Annotated in this window: 10 protein-coding genes and 2 pseudogenes; 3 read left to right on the top strand and 9 right to left on the bottom strand. The window is 69.7% G+C overall.

Going from position 1 to position 16,872, the window contains the following annotated elements:
- Window positions 1-2,909: 2,909 nt before the first annotated feature.
- From OG798_RS07755 to OG798_RS07745, 3 genes and pseudogenes are all read right to left on the bottom strand, one after another.
- Window positions 2,910-3,851 (bottom strand): alpha/beta fold hydrolase, encoded by a 942-nt coding sequence (locus OG798_RS07755; protein ID WP_121418649.1) that lies wholly within the window; start codon window positions 3,849-3,851, stop codon window positions 2,910-2,912.
- Window positions 3,852-3,971: 120 nt separating this feature from the next.
- Window positions 3,972-4,937 carry an RNA polymerase sigma factor gene (locus OG798_RS07750; protein WP_121417326.1) on the bottom strand — a complete coding sequence of 322 codons (966 nt, stop codon included), beginning with the start codon at window positions 4,935-4,937 and terminating at the stop codon, window positions 3,972-3,974.
- A 130-nt stretch (window positions 4,938-5,067) separates the two neighbouring features.
- Window positions 5,068-5,446 (bottom strand): annotated as a pseudogene (locus tag OG798_RS07745) (transglycosylase SLT domain-containing protein); the annotation flags it as partial.
- A 278-nt stretch (window positions 5,447-5,724) separates the two neighbouring features.
- Between OG798_RS07745 and OG798_RS07740 the strand changes: the two are divergent.
- Window positions 5,725-6,522, top strand: coding sequence for an alpha/beta hydrolase (locus OG798_RS07740; RefSeq protein ID WP_121417327.1), 798 nt, complete (start codon window positions 5,725-5,727; stop codon window positions 6,520-6,522).
- Between the two features lie 33 nt (window positions 6,523-6,555).
- Here the strand turns inward: OG798_RS07740 and OG798_RS07735 are convergent, their stop codons facing one another.
- Both OG798_RS07735 and OG798_RS07730 read right to left on the bottom strand, forming a co-directional pair.
- Window positions 6,556-9,300 carry a helix-turn-helix transcriptional regulator gene (locus tag OG798_RS07735; protein ID WP_328760002.1) on the bottom strand — a complete coding sequence of 915 codons (2,745 nt, stop codon included), beginning with the start codon at window positions 9,298-9,300 and terminating at the stop codon, window positions 6,556-6,558.
- A 471-nt stretch (window positions 9,301-9,771) separates the two neighbouring features.
- A complete protein-coding gene (locus OG798_RS07730; RefSeq protein ID WP_267063755.1) occupies window positions 9,772-10,263 on the bottom strand; it encodes a TetR/AcrR family transcriptional regulator in 492 nt (163 codons plus the stop codon).
- Between the two features lie 288 nt (window positions 10,264-10,551).
- Here OG798_RS07730 and OG798_RS07725 point away from each other — a divergent pair, with 288 nt between their 5' ends.
- Window positions 10,552-12,033, top strand: a complete 1,482-nt coding sequence (locus OG798_RS07725) for an MDR family MFS transporter (RefSeq protein WP_267060744.1) — start codon at window positions 10,552-10,554, stop codon at window positions 12,031-12,033.
- A gap of 243 nt (window positions 12,034-12,276) precedes the next feature.
- Here the strand turns inward: OG798_RS07725 and OG798_RS07720 are convergent, their stop codons facing one another.
- From OG798_RS07720 to OG798_RS07710, 3 genes and pseudogenes are all read right to left on the bottom strand, one after another.
- Window positions 12,277-12,735: a hypothetical protein gene (locus OG798_RS07720; RefSeq protein ID WP_328760225.1), complete on the bottom strand. Its 459-nt coding sequence runs from the start codon at window positions 12,733-12,735 to the stop codon at window positions 12,277-12,279.
- A 114-nt stretch (window positions 12,736-12,849) separates the two neighbouring features.
- Window positions 12,850-13,597, bottom strand: a pseudogene (locus tag OG798_RS07715) (helix-turn-helix domain-containing protein); the annotation flags it as partial.
- 94 nt (window positions 13,598-13,691) lie between these two features.
- On the bottom strand, window positions 13,692-14,552 hold the full coding sequence (locus tag OG798_RS07710) for an alpha/beta fold hydrolase (RefSeq protein ID WP_183127544.1): 861 nt from the start codon (window positions 14,550-14,552) through the stop codon (window positions 13,692-13,694).
- A gap of 191 nt (window positions 14,553-14,743) precedes the next feature.
- On the opposite strand from OG798_RS07710, the gene msrA reads away from it, so the two are divergent.
- The gene (gene msrA / locus OG798_RS07705; RefSeq protein ID WP_121417331.1) at window positions 14,744-15,259 is read left to right on the top strand and encodes a peptide-methionine (S)-S-oxide reductase MsrA; all 516 of its coding nucleotides are present in this window, start codon (window positions 14,744-14,746) and stop codon (window positions 15,257-15,259) included.
- Between the two features lie 273 nt (window positions 15,260-15,532).
- Here the strand turns inward: msrA and OG798_RS07700 are convergent, their stop codons facing one another.
- Window positions 15,533-16,600 carry an alpha/beta fold hydrolase gene (locus tag OG798_RS07700; protein WP_121417332.1) on the bottom strand — a complete coding sequence of 356 codons (1,068 nt, stop codon included), beginning with the start codon at window positions 16,598-16,600 and terminating at the stop codon, window positions 15,533-15,535.
- Window positions 16,601-16,872 lie beyond the last annotated feature (272 nt).

The raw sequence follows: 16,872 nt of genomic DNA, 5'->3' as shown, positions 1-16,872 counted from the left end.
CCGGGGTGGCCGCTGCGAGCGCTACTACCAGCCGGCCCCGACCAAACCACCGACCACAGGACCCCGACCATGATGACGAAGCGGACACGAAAGTCCTGGTCGGGCCCGTGGTCACCCGACGACGGGCCCGACCAAGTGCGAGGCACCGGGTGACTCGTAGTGCCGTGCGTCTCGCGGACAGCCCGTGCGCAGAACGGCGGCGAGCTCAGTCGCGCGCACTACTACGAGGCCATCGATAGTCATGGCGGGATGCGCAGTGCAGCCCAAGGAGGATGTTGCGGACGCTGCCTGGCGAACGAACGTGCGCTGCGCAACTGCGCAGTCGTCTCTGGCGTCCAGTGCGCAGGCCCTTCTGCAATCGAGTGCGCAGCGTTCGTCTGCTGGTGCGCAGCCAGGCGTGCAGCAGACCCGTTTGATGCTGTGGGGCTCATTGGTTTGACTGTGCCAGGGGCCGCAAGGAGCGAGGGAAGAGCGCGCAGGATGCACACCTGCGTGGCTTGCTACCGCCGTGTGGGACCACCAGGTGGTGACGGGGCCGTCTGGTCGGCCCCGACCACAGGGCCGACCACGGCAGCCTGCGGTCCATGTTCTGGGATCTTGATCGGTCGTCGAGCTCTCGGCCGCACCCGCCCGGGCCATGTCAGTACGCGAGTAGCCTCGATGAGCCCTGCGCCGGGCTCAACACTCGCCTCTGCCGGCCGACTCGTCGGTGCGTGCGCCCCGAGTCCTGCCGGGTGGAACGATGCCGTTGATCATTTTACGTAGATCGCCAACGCCTCTTCCGGGACCCGTGGGGATCCTTTTCGCAGTGCCGCGGCCATCCTGCGGGTGTGTCGCTCTGCGATCCTGGTTTGGTCTCGCGGATGTGTTCAACGCCACCATGGCGGCCTGCTGTCGGGAGCTGTCGGCGACGGCTGAAGCAGTTTTCGCTGGTGCGCCCGATCCGCTCGGGTTCGTTGCCACGAAGCACGGTCAACGCTCCTTCGTGTCCCGCCGACCGGGGGCGGGCTGGGACACGGCGACGAGTTGGTCATCTTTTGTGAGCGGAAGGTGTTGAGACACCAACTGTTGGAACCATCTACTGCGGCAACTGTTGCACCTGACTGTTGCATCAAGGGTTCCCTACCTCCTGTCAGCGCCTGTGCGTAGGCCCAGGTCAGACCCTAATTTCCGCGTGGTCGGGGGCCTGACATCCCCTCTGCTGCCGCTGCTCCCATGCCCGGTGGAGAAGAAAGAAGGGTGGTGGGCGGGCTGGGGCGACGCGACGGCCTCGGGGATCGGGGCCGGCTCAGCATGGTTGCGCGTCGGCAGGCCTCCGCGCCGGCCGCTGACGCGGCGTGAGAAGGGTGAGCGGCGAGGTGCTGGAGAGTGGACGCGATGCGCGTGCCGGCAGACAGCTGCGCGGGTGTTTGAAAGGCGCCCCTTCTGGTACGGCCGGTCAGCAGGACTGTGTCGGTTCGGAGATGCGCGAGAGCGTCTGCAAGCGAGGGCAGCGGCCTGGCCGCAGTCTCCGGAAGCTTGCCGCCCTGGGTGCCCCGGTGATCGGCGAGGCGGGCAGGTGGCGCCCGCAGCTCCGGGAATGTTTCGGCCACCGCGCATTGGGCGGACGCAGTGCCAGGCTCGAAGGGCATGCTCATCCGTGCTGGCGCGGGCCGTCCAGGTTCCTTTGGGACGCGTCGGCAAGGCTCTTGGGACAGGCGTGACCTCAGTCTGGTCCTCGTGCGGCCACTTGCGTGGCCAGCCGTTGCCGGAGCCGTCCAGGGCGGCCTCAATGTCGGGGCCGGACGGGACGCCAGTAACCCTGTGGCGATGCCCCCGGGCGCGCGCCATCTCGAGGACATTGGGCTGCCCCAATCGTCGGCAGGGCGGGACGGTGGCGAGATGTGGGATCTGGTTCGGCCTGCAGCAGCCTTTCCAGTTCTGTCTTGGCGTGGCCGACCGCGCCCGTCAGAGCCTCCTGGTGGTGGGCGGACAGGACGCCGGATCCCAGTCCGGCCGTGGCGATCACCGCGTTGAGCGCGTCTGTCGCCCGGTCGTCCAGGGCGGACGCGGCGACGGGGTGGTGCGCGAAGCGCCCCTACAACCTACGTCACGCTGGCATCTCGTTCTGGTTGGCCTCCGGAGTCGACCCTGCCGAGTGCGCGCGCCGTGCCGGACAAAGCATCCAGGTTCTCTTCCGCTACTACGCCAAGTTCCTGGCTGAAGCGCGGAACCATGCGAACCGGCTGATCGAGGAGTCCATGCAGCGGTGGGAGGCGTCGATGGGCGACGCTGAGGGCGACTTAGCGGGACCTTGGCCCGGAAATGCCCCGGAACTGCTGGTCAGAGCTGGGATACCAGTGGGAGATATCGGGAGTAAGGGCGCATCTCGGCTTACCGCTTCGCCGCACGCTGCGAAGGGCGCCTGACGGGTACCTTGCCTGGTCAGGCGCCCTTTTCCATGCCTCTAGAAGAAGCCCAGCTACTTCGGCGAGTACGACACCAGGAGGTTCTTGGTCTGCTGGTGGTACACGGGCTGCTGCCCGGCTGACCTGTGCGAACGGGCGAAATCCCCGATCGGGAGGGAGTATTGGGCCGGGCCTGGTCCGGATCTTGGTCACGATGTGACCGACTGTCTGCGTATGGGCGACGTGACCGTGTTTCAGGACCGGGGCAACGGCGAGCAGGACATCCTTCTGTACGAGCTGACGACGAATCCGAGGCGGCGGGAGAGCACCCGACCGACCCGGACGCGGTGGGCCGCTGAGGCCCTGTACACGGGCAGGCCGCTCCCCGGTGGGCACATCACGGGATTGTTCATGTAGGGGTGCAGACAGCTCTCCACTACTACGGCGAGTCGAGTCCCGGACCAGGTTCACGTGCGTCGGCCCGAAGAGGACCGACGCACGTCGTGGGGTGCCTCCGGCTGCCTACACGGCACCGTCCTGCGCGGAGGTGGTCCGAAGGACGAAGTCACGGACCGCGCCCGCGAACAGCTCGGGCTCCTCGATGTGTCCCATGTGCCCGCTGTTCTCCAGCACCAGCAGCTGCGAGTCGGGGATCAGCTCGTCGAGTTCGAGCGCCCAGCGAGGCCCGCAGATCACGTCGTGTCGGCCCACGACGACCAGAGCCGGCGGCTCCAGTCCCTTGAGGGCGGCACGATCGTCGATGACATCGGGCGCGAGGTACTCGTCCAGGCCTGAGATGTACGTGGCCCGGACCGCGTCCCGGAACGGGGCCAGCCGCTCCTCGTTGCCCCAGTAGTCGGCGAAGTACGACGGCAGTACACCGCGGGCGACCGCCAGGGTCTGCTCGTCGCTGGAGATGGCGGCCATCGCGCCGAACGCGGCCAGCACATCGGGCAGCCCGGGGTGACCGGCGTGCTTAGCGGCGAAGGCCTCCACCCTGCGGCCCGCCTCCGCGCCGTGCTCGGGACCGGTAACGGGCGCGCCTTCGTACAGCACGACGCCCGCCAGCTGCTCGGGGCGGTGCAGGGCGTGGTGGGCGGCCACGAACGCGCCGTGCGAATGCCCCAGCAGGTGCACCTTGGGCACGCCGAGCCGGTTGATCAGTATCTGCAGGAAGCGGCTGTACCTCTCCCGGGTGTAACCGTGCGGGTGCGAGGGGAGACGGCTGTCCTCGGCGGTGCCCACGGGCTCGACGTAGACCACGGTCAGGTGTTCTTCGAGGGCCGGCATGCGCAGGTAGTCCCAGAAGATGCCGGGACCGCCGGAGTGCGCCACGCACACCGGGCCGCTGCCGTGGACGTGATAGTGCTGGACGATTCCGCCCATCCGGTACGAGTGGGTTCCGGGGGAGAGGGGGCCGGCACCGGACATCGAGCCGTCGGCGTGCGCGGTGGATGCGTTCATCGGGATCTCCACGGTCTGCATGTGTCTGGGACACCGACAAGATGCACCGGGAGCCGAGAAGTCCTATCGCCGGAATGTGATCTGCGTCATGTTGCCGGGGCGATGCGGCGGGCCCCGGACTCAGACCGCGGCAGGAGCGGGGGTTGCCTCGGGGCGTGATGCGTGATGGAGGGAGACCCGGTCGAAGCGGCCGCCGTCCAGCGACATGATCCAGGCGACACCCGGCGGGCAGTGGTCCGGGTCGTCAGGCGGGTTGATCAGTTCCATCTCCCAGACGACCAGGGACCGGCCGGCCACCACGTGCAGGGGCCGCTGGCGCACACCCGCTGAGAGGTCCCAGTCCATCCCCGCCAGCAGAAGGTCGACGCCGCCGAGCCGCCGGCCGCCGGTCAGCAACGCGACCCCGGAGGAGTAGCGGTCCTTGACCACCTTGCCGAACTCGCCGCGCTCGGCAGCCGCGAGTGTCTCGTGCGCCTCCTGCCAGCTGGCTTGGGTACGGCGTGTCGCGTCCTCGTGCGCCGTGGCCGCGGTGGCGGTGAGGGCCTGGGCGAGGGCGCCGCGTGCCTGGCTCAGCCGGCTGCGCACAGTGCTGACGGGAACCGAGCAGGCTTCGGCTATCTGCTGGTACGAGGTGATCCCGGTGGAGAAGTAGCGCAGGACGAGCGGCAGTCGCAGGGTCGGGGACAATGCCTCGACGGCCTCCCAGATCCAGTCCCGCAGCGCGTGGCTCTGCAGGATCTGCTCGGGCGTGGCGCCGTCCGACGGCAGCGGCACCGACTCCATGGGCTCGACACGTCGCGAGGCGCGCAGCAGCGTCCGGCAGCCGTTGCGTACGACCATGCGCAGCCATGGCCCCACGGCTTCCGGATCGCGTACGTCCACGATCCGGCGCAGCGCCACCAGCGCCGCTTCCTGCATGACGTCGTCCACGTCCGGGCCCGGTCCCAGCAGGCTGAGCGCCACCGCACGCATCCCGGGCCGGTGCCGCTCCAGCAGCAGGGCCAGTGCCGATACGTCACCCGCCTGCGCGGACCGTGTCAGTGCCGTGTCCTCCGCCGGTCCGGTGTCTCCCGGTATCCCGCTCATACCTCGTCCTCCCGGTCACGACACCTGTCTTCTTCCGACCCTACGCGCTACGAGGCACATGCCGCCCGTGACGCCGACAGAGGGAGCCGTGCGTGTTGTCACGGTACGTGTGCCCGGACGGGTCGGGGCCTCAGTACCAGCGGTTGGCCTGCCAGAACGCCCAGGCGCCACAGGGGCTGTCGTAGACGCTGTTCATGTGGTTGAGGCCCCACTTGATCCGGGCGGCCGGGTTGGTCCGCCACCGGCGCCGACGGAGGACGTCTCGGAGTCCTCCGGTGCCTGGAAGAGGCCGCAGGCACCGGAGGGGGGTTCGCGGCCTGGTAGTTCCAACTGGACTCGTGCTCCACGATGTTGCTGAAACACTCGAACTGGCTGCCCGGCACCATCTCCGCGGCCATCGCCTGGATCTGCGCGACGGTGTACGAGCTCTGCACGGGGACGCCGGAAGTGTCCCGGGAGGCCGCCGCCTTGGTCTCGGCGCGCTCCTCAGCCTCCTGTTCCGCCTGCTCGGGCACGGATGGAGGGCATCGACGTACTGGAGCGAGCGCTGGGTCCGGCGCGGGCGGAGTTGGCCGCCGCGGATCCGGTGGTGGCCGCCAGGTGGACCGCTGTGCGTATCGGGGCTCCCGGCGCGGGGCGGGCTTCCCGGGGGCGCTCGGGCCCTGAAGGTGCCGCGGGCCGTGAACATTAAGTCATACGACTGTCGCCTCTGACCTGAGCCTGAACGATCCTGAAACTGTCGCCGGCGTGCCAGTGCCGGCTGATCGTCATGCTCGGAGGGCCAGCCGTGAACCACACTCCCGTCGTCTTCATCCATGGCACCTGGCTGCACGCGCTCGCCTGGGAGTCATGGGCGGAGCGCTTCGCCGGCCGGGGGTTCCTCGCCTTCGCGCCGGGTTGGCCGGGGGAGGCGGCCGCCGTCTGGGAGATGCGCAGGTCCGAGGCGCTCGCGGGCATCGGCCTGGACGTGCTGACAGACCACTACGCGAAGATCGTACGGTCGTTTGAAACCGCGCCGGTGATCGTCGGCCACTCGGTCGGCGGCCTCATCGCGCAGCATCTCATCGGCGCCAACATCGGCCGGGCCGCGGTGGCCATCGCACCCGCCCCGATCAACGACATCCCGCTGCCCGCCTCCCCGGCCCGGTTGTGGACCCCCGGCCAGCCCGACGCCGCCGAACAGCTGGTGTCCCTGTCTCCGGAGCAGTTCCACCACGCCTTCGCGAACACCGTGGGGGCGGAGGAGTCCCTCCGGCTCTTCGAGCGCTATGTCGTGCCGACGCCCCACCGTCTGCTCGCCGACCTCGGGTGCGCGGGCGCGGTGCGCAGCCCGCGTGCCGTGGTGGATGTCGGCAACGCGGACCGTGGCCCGCTGTTGCTGATCTCCGGGCAGGAGGACCTGCTGGTGCCCGACTCCGTCACGCGCGCGGTGTACAAGCAGTACGGCGACTCCACGGCCGTGACCGACCTGAAGCAGTTCCCGGACCGCGCCCACTCCCTGGTCATCGACAGCGGATGGAGATTCGTCGCCGACTACGTGCTCGGCTGGCTGGACGAACGCGGCCTCCGCGCCTACCCCGCGTAGGGTCTCGACGTGCCGCGGCCGCAGGCGGCACGGTCACACGTTCTGGTCGCCGGGGATCTTGCCCAGTGCGTCGCGCAGGGCGGCGCGTGAGGTGATGCCGAGTTTGGGGAAGACGCGGTAGAGGTGTGAGCTGACGGTGCGGGGGGACAGGTGCATGCGTTCGCCGATCTCTTTGTTGGTCAGGCCGCTGGCGGCGAGGTCGGCGATCCGGCGTTCCTGCCAGGTGAGTTCGGCGAGCTGGGCGGACGTGGTGTGCGTGGTCAGGCCTGATGCCTTGAGTTCGGCCCGGGCGCGTTCGGTCCAGGTGGGTGCGCCCAGCCGCTCGAATGATTCCATGGCCTGGATGAGGAATCGCCGTGCGGCTTTGGGTCCTTGGGTGTGACGTTGGCGGATGCCGTGGGCGAGGCGGATGCGCGCGAGTTCGTAGGGGAAGTGGGGGGCGGCGGGGTGGGATTCGGCGCGGTGGTACATGTGGTCGGCTTCGGTGGGGTCGGTGGTGGTGATGGCGAGGGCGCCGTAGGTGGTGAGGGCGAGGCGGGGGGAGATGTCCGGGAGGCCTGCGTCTTGGGCGGCGAGGGCGTGTGTGCGGGCTTGTTGGGTGCGGCCGGTGTGGAGGGCTGTTTCGACGAGGTCGAGGAGGGTGCGGGGGGCTTGGTGGGCGTAGGGCTGGAAGGTGCCGGGGGGTGTGATGCCGATGGCGTGGAGGTAGGCGGCTTCGTAGTCGCCTTCGGCGAGGGCGGCGGTGGTGCCGATGGCGTCGGTGATCTGGGTGAGGAATCCGACGCCGCGGGGGCGGGCCCAGGCCTCGACGGTGGCTTGTAGTTCGCGGGCGCGTTCGACCTCGCCGCGCAGCGCGGCCAACAGTCCCAGATACGCCTGGGTGTGAAGAACGAACAGGGCGTGCCCGTGCGCTGTCGTCACCTCCAGGCAGCGCTGTCCGGTGTGTTCGGCCTCGGCCCACTCGCCGACCCCGATCTGGTCGAGCATGATCAGGTGCAGCATGGTCATGGCGTCGGCCACGGCCCCCGTCTCCACCTCGCGGTCCACGGTGCGCTGCAGATGCGGCCGGTAATGGCTGAGGGTGTCCACGTGGTAGGCGGCGACCCCCAGCCGGGTGATGTCCCATGGCTCCAGGTCGCGGAGGTCGGCGAAGGCGCGTTCCACCCGCTCCCGCACCCCGGCGCCGCGACGCACCACGTCGCCCCAGGCGTCCTGGTAGATGCGTGAATGCGAGGGCACCAGGTCGCCCAGGGGGCCCAGAAGTTCATGGGTCCGCTCCCACGCGGCCTCGTCACTCGCGTACTGGTTGATGGCCAGCAGCAGGTCGACCAGTCGTGTGAGCACCTCGTCCGGCTCCCGCACCCCGCTGTCGCGCATGCTCTCGATCGCCGCGAAGACCTGGCGCTGCGAGGACCGTACGTCCCCGTCCTCGAAGAGCGCGACATAGCCCGACGTGACCGCCGAGGCCGGGGAATCGGTGATGCCGGACCCGGTGCCCGAGCGGACCAGCCGCCGGGCCTGGTCCAGTCGGCCGGAGTGCCCGGCGATATAGGCCGCGCTGCCCAGCCGTCTGGACCGTTCCTCGGGGCTCTCGCTCAGTTCCGCGGCCCGGGTCAGCCAGGCCACCGCGGCCAGCGCGCCACCCCGCAGGATGGCGGAGTCCGCGGCTGCCTCCAGCGTCGCCGCGGCCTCCTCGTCGGGGTCGACCGTCGAGGCCGCCAGGTGCGTAGCACGCCGTTCCAGATCGTCACGGTGTACCTGAGCGAGCACGGCGTGCGCCGCACGCCGTTCGTTGGGTGTCGCCTTCTGGACGACGGCCGAACGCACCAGCGGATGCCGGAAGACGAAGTCACCGCTGAGCGGGTCGATGTCCAGCAGACCGCAGGCCGCGGCCTCGTCGGCCTCCACCATGCGGTAACGCGTGCCCCCCGCGAGGACGGTCGTCGTACCGGCACCGACGCCGTCCAGGGCGCCTCGCAGCAGCTCCGCGCGCACGGCGTCGCCGAGGGCCGCGATACGGGCGCCGTACACGTGCTGCAGCCGCAGGGGGAGTGGGATGCCGGTGTACCCGAACAGTTCCTCGGGAGTGCGTCCGGTCCGGTTGCCGCGCACGTACGGCGGCAGTTCCAGCAGGGCCAGCGGGTTCCCCTGCGCCTCGTCCAGGACCAGACGCCGGATCCGGGGGTCAAGACCGGGGTGGTGCCTGTCCAACAGTTGCTCGGAGGCCTTCTCCGACAGCGTGGTCACCGGCAGTTCCGGCAGCGCGGCGGTGTCGAAGCCCGAGGGCACCTCGGAGCGCAGGCCGACGACGAGTCTCACCGAGCTGCCGGTCAGCCGGCGGCCCACGAAACCGCACACCTGGGTGCTGGAGGTGTCGAGCCACTGGCCGTCGTCGAGCACCAGCAGGAGGGGATGCTGCGACGCCGCGAGGGAGAGCAGGTCGAGGACGGCGATCCCGAGCGTCATGACCGAGGGACGTGTGCCCCCACCCCTGCCGAAGACGACGTCGAAGACTCCCCGGTGGGCGTCGTCCAGTCGGTCGATGTAGGTGAGCAGCGGATACAGGAACTGGTGCAGACCGGCGAACGGCAGCTCCGACTCGGCCTCGACGCCGGCCGCCCTGATCACCCTGTGTTGCTGGGCCGTCGCGAGTTCGGCGAGGTGGTCCAGCAGGGCACTCTTGCCCACACCTGCGTCACCGCGCAGAACGAGTGCCCGGCCCCCGGGGGCCGCCACGAACGCCGACAGCCCTTCCTGCTCGCTTTCGCGGCCGACCATGGTCCCGAAGACAGACTCCACCGTCCCCCGCTCCCTTCACCCCGAACGCTCTCGCGTCCGTGCATACGGATCACGCCAGGCGCGATCGCGAGGGTACGTCGTCGTCCCTCGCCGCCCGGACCTCGAGGGTGGTGCGTTCCCGGCAGCCACATGTCGGGCAGCCGCGCGTGTGACAGCACGGCGGTGGCCGGCCCCTCACATGCTCGGTGCGGTCACCCCTTACACCTCACGCAGAAGATTAGATGCCTCCGGCGGATTCCGTAAGCCGATATGGCCGAAGGAGTTCTTGCTGTACGGCCATCCCGCCCTCCGAATGCGGCTCGCCGCAGCGCGGCCGGCGCCCAGCACCAGGTGTGTACCTTCTGCTGCGAGATATGTTTCGTCGGCTCGACGAATACGTATGGGCTCGGCAGGTCGTGGAACGAATTGAGCGGGGGCGGGGTGAGACCCGTGTGTACCGCCGTCTGTGTGTCAGGACGTTCCCCCGAGGCCGTTCAGCAGGGTGTCGACGACGACGTCCGCCGCTTGTCCGGGGCTCAGCTCGGGCAGCTGCCGGGACACGAGGTGCATGAGCTGGGGCAGCAGTGCGCTCGCCCACCCCTCCGGGAGTCCGGGGCGTAGGAGGCCTTCGTCGGTGGCGCGTTGGAGGAAGGCGTCGACCTCGGCGATGGATGCGTCGCGGCGTGTGTGGACGCTGTCGTCGGTGAGCATGCGGGTGAGGTCGACGGGCCAGGTGCGGTTGACGGTGATGATGTTCTCGACGTAACGGTGCAGGGCGACGGCGACGGGTGCCTCGCGCAGTCGTGCGTCCTCGATGGCGTGCTCGATGGCCGTGAGACGGGATTCGTAGATGGCCGCCAGGAGGTCCTCGCGGGAGGCGAAGCGGCGGTAGACGGTGCGCCGGTCCACACCTGCCTCAGTGGCGATGCTCGTGATGCTCGCGCCGGGATCGGCGGCGAGCATGCGTGCTCCGGTGGTCAGGACGGCTTCCAGGTTGCGTGCTGCGTCGGCTCTCACCGCACCGAGTCTAGTGGCGGAATGTGAAGCCTGAGACATCTAGCGCCTCTTGGGAGTGGAACCCTCTTCAGTAACTGCTACAGTGGTGTGACATATAAGACCAGTAGCGTCAGACCCATGAGTCCGATCGACTGATGGCGGTCGACGCACCGTCCCTGTGCTCCAGAAAGGCAAGTTCCGATGTCGAAGGCACAGCAGTCCGCATCACCCAAGGCAGGTGGTGTGGCCGCCGCCATGAGCGCGCTGATCCTGGCGGTCCTCTTGGCGGCCCTGGACCAGACGATCGTCTCGACCGCGTTGCCCCGGATAGCGGAGGACCTGAACGGGTTCGACGACATCGCATGGGTCAGCGCCGCGTATCTGCTCGCGTCGACGGCGGTGACCCCGCTGTGGGGCAAGCTCGGCGACATGTTCGGCCGCAAGCGGCTGTACCTGGCCTCGACCTCGATCTTCCTGATCGCCTCGGTGGCCTGTGGCCTGGCGCGGAACCTGCCCGAGCTGATCGGCGCCCGCGTACTGCAGGGCGTGGGCGGCGGCGGCATGATCGTGCTGACCTTCGCCCTCGTCGGTGACATCGTCGCCCCGAGCGAACGCGGCCGTTACCAGGGCATGTTCGGTTCGGTCTACGGCGTCGCCAGCATCGTCGGCCCCCTGCTGGGCGGCGTCTTCACCGACCAGCTGTCCTGGCGGTGGGCCTTCCTGGTCAACCTGCCCGTCGGCATCATCGCCCTGGCCATCGCCGCGCGGGCGCTGCCCGCGGCCACCCGGGGCGCCAAGGCCCGCATCGACTACCTCGGCGCGACCATCCTGGCCGCCATCGCCACCGGCCTGGTCCTGATCACATCTTTCGGTGAGCGCTGGGGCTGGGGCTCGCCGGCCATCGTCGGCCTGATCATCGCCACCGTCGCGCTGACCGTCGCGCTGGTGCCGGTCGAGCGCCGCGCCGCTGCCCCTGTCCTGCCGTCGGCCATGCTCGCCTCCCGGACCGTGGTCTTCTCCTCGCTGATCGGGTTCTTCGCCAACGCCGCGATGTTCTCCGTGCTGGTCTACCTGCCGACCTACCTCCAGATCGTTCACGGGGTCTCGGCCACTCTCTCCGGCATCCACATGCTGCCCCTGGTCGCCGGTCTGGTCGTCAGCCAGTCCCTGGCCGGACGCTGGGCCGCACACGTCGACCGGCTGCGAGCGATCCTCCTGGTGGGCCTGCTCGCCAACCTCGCAGGGCTGCTCCTGCTGGGCACCATCGGGGCGGCCACCAACACCCTTGTGCTGAGCGTCTACTTCCTGATCACCGGTGTCGGCATCGGCATGGTGCCCATGGTCGTGCTGACCACTGTCCAGAACAGCGTGCCCACCGCCGATCTCGGCGCGGCCAGCGCCGTGGTCACCTTCGCCCGTTCCATCGGCGCGGCCTTCGGTGTCGCTGTCTTCGGCACCCTCCTCAACACCGGCTTCGCCGACCGCACCCACGGCCTGGCGACCGCCGGCGGCTTCGACGCCGCCCGCCCCGACACCATCGGCCGGCTGCCCGCCGACCTGCGCGACACCGCACTGGACGCCTTCGACCACGCGACGGCCACCGGCTACCTCTGGATCGCCCCCACCCTCGCCGTTGGCATCCTCCTCGCCCTCTTCCTCAAGCCGGCGCGGAAGACCGCCGAGACGCCCCGTACCCCCGAGCCCGCCCCCGCCAAGGACGCCGTCCCGGCCGCCTGACCCCCGGACAACACTCCCTCGACCGGCCGACGCCCTCACCGGGTGCCGGCCGGCGGCGTTGCGGGACACCCGCGGTGCACGCCACGGTGTCGGCTACGCGCTGCCGTCTCCCGGGGCACTCTCCGGGAGCCTCTTGAGCTGGGCGACCCACAGGGGTTCAAGCGCTGGCGGTCGCCGGCTCCACCACCGCGGAACCGGTCAGCGGATGCCGGAGGGGCAGCCGGCGGTCGTCGGCCGAGACCGTCACCAGGTGGTTCCGCTCGGCGGGAACGAAGTCGTCGATGGAAGCTCGGCCAACCGCGGCCGCCTGGATGGAGCCAGGTCACCGGTTCCGTCGAGGACGGCGATCAGCGGCAGCTCCCGGCCGCGGTCGGGCAGGTCGGCGACGCGCGAGGCGAACATGACCTGGAGGCACTCGCTCAGGGGCGTGGGCGCCGCCGTCAGGATCGCGGGCTGCTCGGCGGAGAGCGCCACCGGCAGCTCCACCAGCGCCGACGGGTTGCCGCGTGCCTCGGCCGCGATGTGGCGCCGTACCGCGGGGGAGACGTCGGGGTGTGCGAGTGCGAGCAGTTCGGCCGACGAAGCGTCGTCCAGCGGCTTGAGCCGGTGCTCGGACAGGTCACTCGACTCGAAGAAGCTGTCGGAGCCCTCACGGGAGGCCGCGAGGAAGCTGATACGGCTGTGGACGAGCCGTCGGGCCACGAAGCCGAGCACGGCGTTGGTCGCCCGGTCCGGCCAGGGCAGGTCGTCGATGACGAGCAGGAGCGGCGTCCGGGGGCGGAGATCAGCCGGAGCAGCAGGAGGACCGCGGTGGAGGTCAGGAGACCGTCGCGCCCAGGTGTCGCAGGTCGAGGGCGAGGTCGCCCAGCAAAGGGTGGCTGTACTGCTCGGTGCCGTAGGTCGCGCTTTTGACGCGATGTTCGGCCCACCAGGTGCGGAAGTCCGCGTCCTGAATCGTCAGTTCGCCGACGAGGCGGGCGAGGTCGGGTTCGGCCGCGGCCTCCATGCGCAAAGCGGCGACGGCGTCGCGGGCGTCACGTGCCCAATCCTGGTGCATCCCGCGGATCGCGGGGTCGGTGAACATCAGGCGCAGATAGTTGCGCCTGTTGGCCGGAACGGCGGCGAAGTCGGTGTACAGCGCGACGGCGGCGGGGTCCCAGGCGAGGATGTCCAGGCGTTTGCCGAGGACGAGGGCGGGTGTGTGGGTGAGTTGGTCGAGGAGGCGGCGCGTGGCGGGCCGTGTGCGTTGGGCGGGTCGGCGGTGGCGTGGGCGTGCGTCGGTTCGGCCGGCGAGTTCGTAGAGGTAATGCTGCTGGTCGTCGTCGAGGCGCAGGGCGCGGGCCAGGGTGGTGAGGACGGGGGCGGAGGCGCGGACGCGGCCCTGTTCGAGGCGGGTGTAGTAGTCCACGCTGATCGCGGCGAGTTGGGCGACCTCCTCGCGACGCAGTCCCGCGACCCTGCGCGCGGAGTCCGTCTCCGGCAGGCCGCACTCCCGCGGATCCAGCTGCTCCCGACGGGCCCTGAGAAAGGCACCGAGCGGCCGGGGGTCGGAGTGTGAGGTCATGGCTCAATTCTTGTGCGGGCCGCACACCTGTGTGGTGTGCCGTTGATGTCCCGAGGACGGCGGGACCTGGAGTCCCGCCGTCCTTCGAGGGGTGTCAGCGGACGGTGGCGTGGGCGGCCCGCTCGATCACGTCCGCGACCAGGCGGGGGTGGGAGACGGCGACCGAGTGGGAGGCGGCGACCTCGGTCGTGTGCGCGTGGGCGCGCTTGGCCATGAAGCGCTGGACGGCGGCGGGGATGTTGAGGTCGCGGGTGGTGACAATGTCCCAGCCGGGCTTGGCCTTCCAGGCCGCGGTGGTGGCCTTCTCCTCCAGGGCGGCCTGGGCGATGGGACGCTGCTCGGCGGCCATCAGGGCGGCCTGCTGGGCGGGCACGTCAGCGGCGAACTGGTGACGGAACTTGTCCTGCTGGATGTACAGGTCGGTGGCGGTGGAGCCGTCGGCCTGCTCGTAGGTGACCGGGTCGAGGGCGTCGGGGAGGGTTGAGCCCGGGTATTTGTTGGTGAGCTCCAGGGCGCTCTCGCCGGGGGCGGGCAGGAAGGCGGCGACGTAGACCAGGGCCTTGACCTCGGGGTCGTCGGTGGCGGCCTGGCTGATGACGTTGCCGCCGTAGGAGTGGCCGACGAGGATCTTCGGGCCTTTGACGTGGTCGAGGACCGTGCGCAGGGCGGCGGCGTCGGAGGCCGGGCCGCGCAGTGGGTTGGCGGCGGCGATGACCGGGTAGCCGTCGGCGCGCAGGTCGGCGATGACGCCGTTCCAGCTGGAGCCGTCGGCGAACGCGCCGTGCTCCAGGACGATGGTCGGCTTGGCGTGTCGGCCTGCGTCGGCGGCCTCGGCGGTCTTGGCCGCGCCGTTGGCGGTGCCGCTGAGGGCGAACGCGCCGAACGCGAGACCCGCCGTGACCGTCGAGACCACACCCGTTACCAGCCGCTTGCGTCCACCCTTGATGCTCACCACGACAAACCCCTCTCAGGCATTTTCTCGGTATACGGGCGGGCCGGTCCTACCGGCTTTCGTCACCGCCCTGGCTGGTGATTAATCTGTCATGCGACCCGTCACCCGTCAAGATGGTGACGGAAGGGTGTGGAGATTCCGGCGTGCAAGCCTGGAGCCCGCACGGACAGACGCGGACAGAAAGGTGATGTGTCATGAGCGACGTCGAGGAGAAGGCGCTGCTGGCGGGTGGCTGCTTCTGGGGTATGCAGGAGCTGATCCGGGCGCTGCCCGGTGTGGAGCGCACCCGGGTTGGCTACGGCGGCGACGACGACAAGCCCGATCCCACCTGTCGCGACCACGGAAAGCATGCGGAGTCGATCGAGATCACCTTCGATCCCGCGGTCACCGACAACCGCACGATCCTGGAGTACTTCTTCCAGATCCACGACCCGACCACGAGGAACCGGCAGGGCAACGACATCGGCCTCAGCTACCGCTCCGCCATCTTCTACCTTGACGACGAGCAGCGCCGCATCGCGCAGGACACCATCGCCGACGTCGACGCGTCCGGGCTGTGGCCGGGACCGGTGGTGACCGAGGTGGTGCCGGCCGGCCCGTTGTGGGAGGCCGAGCCGGAGCACCAGGACTACCTCCAGCGCTACCCGGACGCCTACACCTGCCATTTCCCGCGGCCGAACTGGCGCCTGCCCAGGCGCGACGAGTCCTGAACACCGGCGCGGCCGGGAGGGACGATGCCCTTTCCGGCCGCGCATCCGGGCCCGGCGTACACATGTGCCGCTGCGGGCCCGGCAGGCCGTCCGCCCGGCTCTCTGGACTCCGCGGGCAGCGTGATCCGCGGCCCGTGCGCCTCCTTCAGGTGCTCGGTAGCGATCGGTTCGGGGAAGGCGGCCATCATCATGGACGTCTCCCTGCCAGGAGGAACTCCACCTGGGCGTGACCGACGCGGTGTGTGGGGGCCGGGTCGGTGACGGGTGCGGATGTTAGAGGTGGTCGGCGTCGACCACGGCCTGGGCGAAGGCGGTGGGCGCTTCCTGTGGCAGGTTGTGGCCGATGTTCGCGATGGTGCGGTGCTGGTACGGGCCGGTGAAGTGGCCGCGGTAGGTGGAGCCGTCGCCTGCCGGGGTGAAGGGGTCGAGTGCCGCGTCGAGGGTGACCGTGGGAACGCCGATGGGGGGCTGGGCCGCGAGGAGCTTCTCGTAACGGTCGTAGCGTCGCTCCCCCTCGATGAGGCCGATGCGCCAGCGGTAGTTGTAGAGGACGACGGCGGCGTAGTCGGGGTTCTTGAAGGCCTGGGCCGTGCGCTGGTAGGTGGCGTCGTCGAAGTTCCAGTTGGGGGAGACGAGGGTCCACACGTAGCGGCACAGCGCGATGCGCTTGTCGACGTTCTCCATGGTCTTCTTGCCGCGCTCGGAGGCGAAGTACCACTGGTACCACCAGTTGTGCTCGACGGCCGGGAGGGCGGGCTCCAGCTGCGCCTTGCGGTCGGTGATGAGGTAACCGCTGGTGGAGACAAGGGCCTTGACGCGCTCGGGCCACAGGGCGGCGATGATGTCGGCGGTGCGCGAGCCCCAGTCGAAGCCGGCGAGGACGGCCTTGTGGATCTTGAGGGCGTCCATCAGGGCGATGATGTCGAGCGCGATGGCGGACTGCTCCGCGGTGCGGGGAGTGTTCCGGGACAGGAAGCGGGTGCTGCCGTGGCCCCGCAGGTAGGGAACGATGACGCGGTAACCCTGGTCGGCGAGGAGCGGGGCTACGTCGACGAAGCTGTGGATGTCGTAGGGCCAGCCGTGCAGGAGAAGGACGACCGGGCCGTGGGCGGGACCGGCCTCGGCGTAGCCGATGTCCAGGACACCCGCCTTGACCTGCTTGATCGTGCCGAACTCGGTGTGGGTGCCCGGGGTGACGGCGGGCATGGTGGGGACGGAAGCGCCGCCCGGCTCGTGTGCGGCGGTCGCGGCGGATGCGCTGGCCTGCAGGCCGGACAGTGAGACCGCGGCCGCGCCGGTGCCCAGGCTGACGGCCTTGCTGAAGGTACGCCTGTTGATCATGTGATGCCCTCCGTCGTGCGTTTCCGGTGACCGGCCCGAGCCCGGGAAACCTCCCGCTCATATCGGCGGTACGAGATCACCGCGGCTCTTGACGCGACGACCCTCGCACACCCTGCGTCACCTGTCAAAGGGGTGACGGATGATGGATTCGATGAGGACGGGCGGCAGATCCGAGGCCGTTCCTCTCCGTGAGCGGGGCCGGCGGCACACACTCTCGTCCGCGGCGAGACCGGACGCATCAGCCATATGACGGTCAGTCGCGGAGAGGGGCA

This window comes from Streptomyces sp. NBC_00271 (assembly GCF_036178845.1).
Classification (GTDB): Bacteria; Actinomycetota; Actinomycetes; order Streptomycetales; family Streptomycetaceae; genus Streptomyces.
The sequence above is the reverse complement of the archived record's forward strand: the minus strand, read 5'-3'. Positions and strand labels throughout refer to the sequence as shown.

Coding starts and splice junctions, on each gene's coding strand:
- OG798_RS07755 (WP_121418649.1), bottom strand. CDS start 3,851: ATGAACGCATCCACCGCGCACGCCGACGGCTCGATGTCCGGTGCCGGC.
- OG798_RS07750 (WP_121417326.1), bottom strand. CDS start 4,937: ATGAGCGGGATACCGGGAGACACCGGACCGGCGGAGGACACGGCACTG.
- OG798_RS07735 (WP_328760002.1), bottom strand. CDS start 9,300: ATGGTCGGCCGCGAAAGCGAGCAGGAAGGGCTGTCGGCGTTCGTGGCG.
- OG798_RS07730 (WP_267063755.1), bottom strand. CDS start 10,263: ATGCTCGCCGCCGATCCCGGCGCGAGCATCACGAGCATCGCCACTGAG.
- OG798_RS07725 (WP_267060744.1), top strand. CDS start 10,552: ATGAGCGCGCTGATCCTGGCGGTCCTCTTGGCGGCCCTGGACCAGACG.
- msrA (WP_121417331.1), top strand. CDS start 14,744: ATGAGCGACGTCGAGGAGAAGGCGCTGCTGGCGGGTGGCTGCTTCTGG.
- OG798_RS07700 (WP_121417332.1), bottom strand. CDS start 16,600: ATGATCAACAGGCGTACCTTCAGCAAGGCCGTCAGCCTGGGCACCGGC.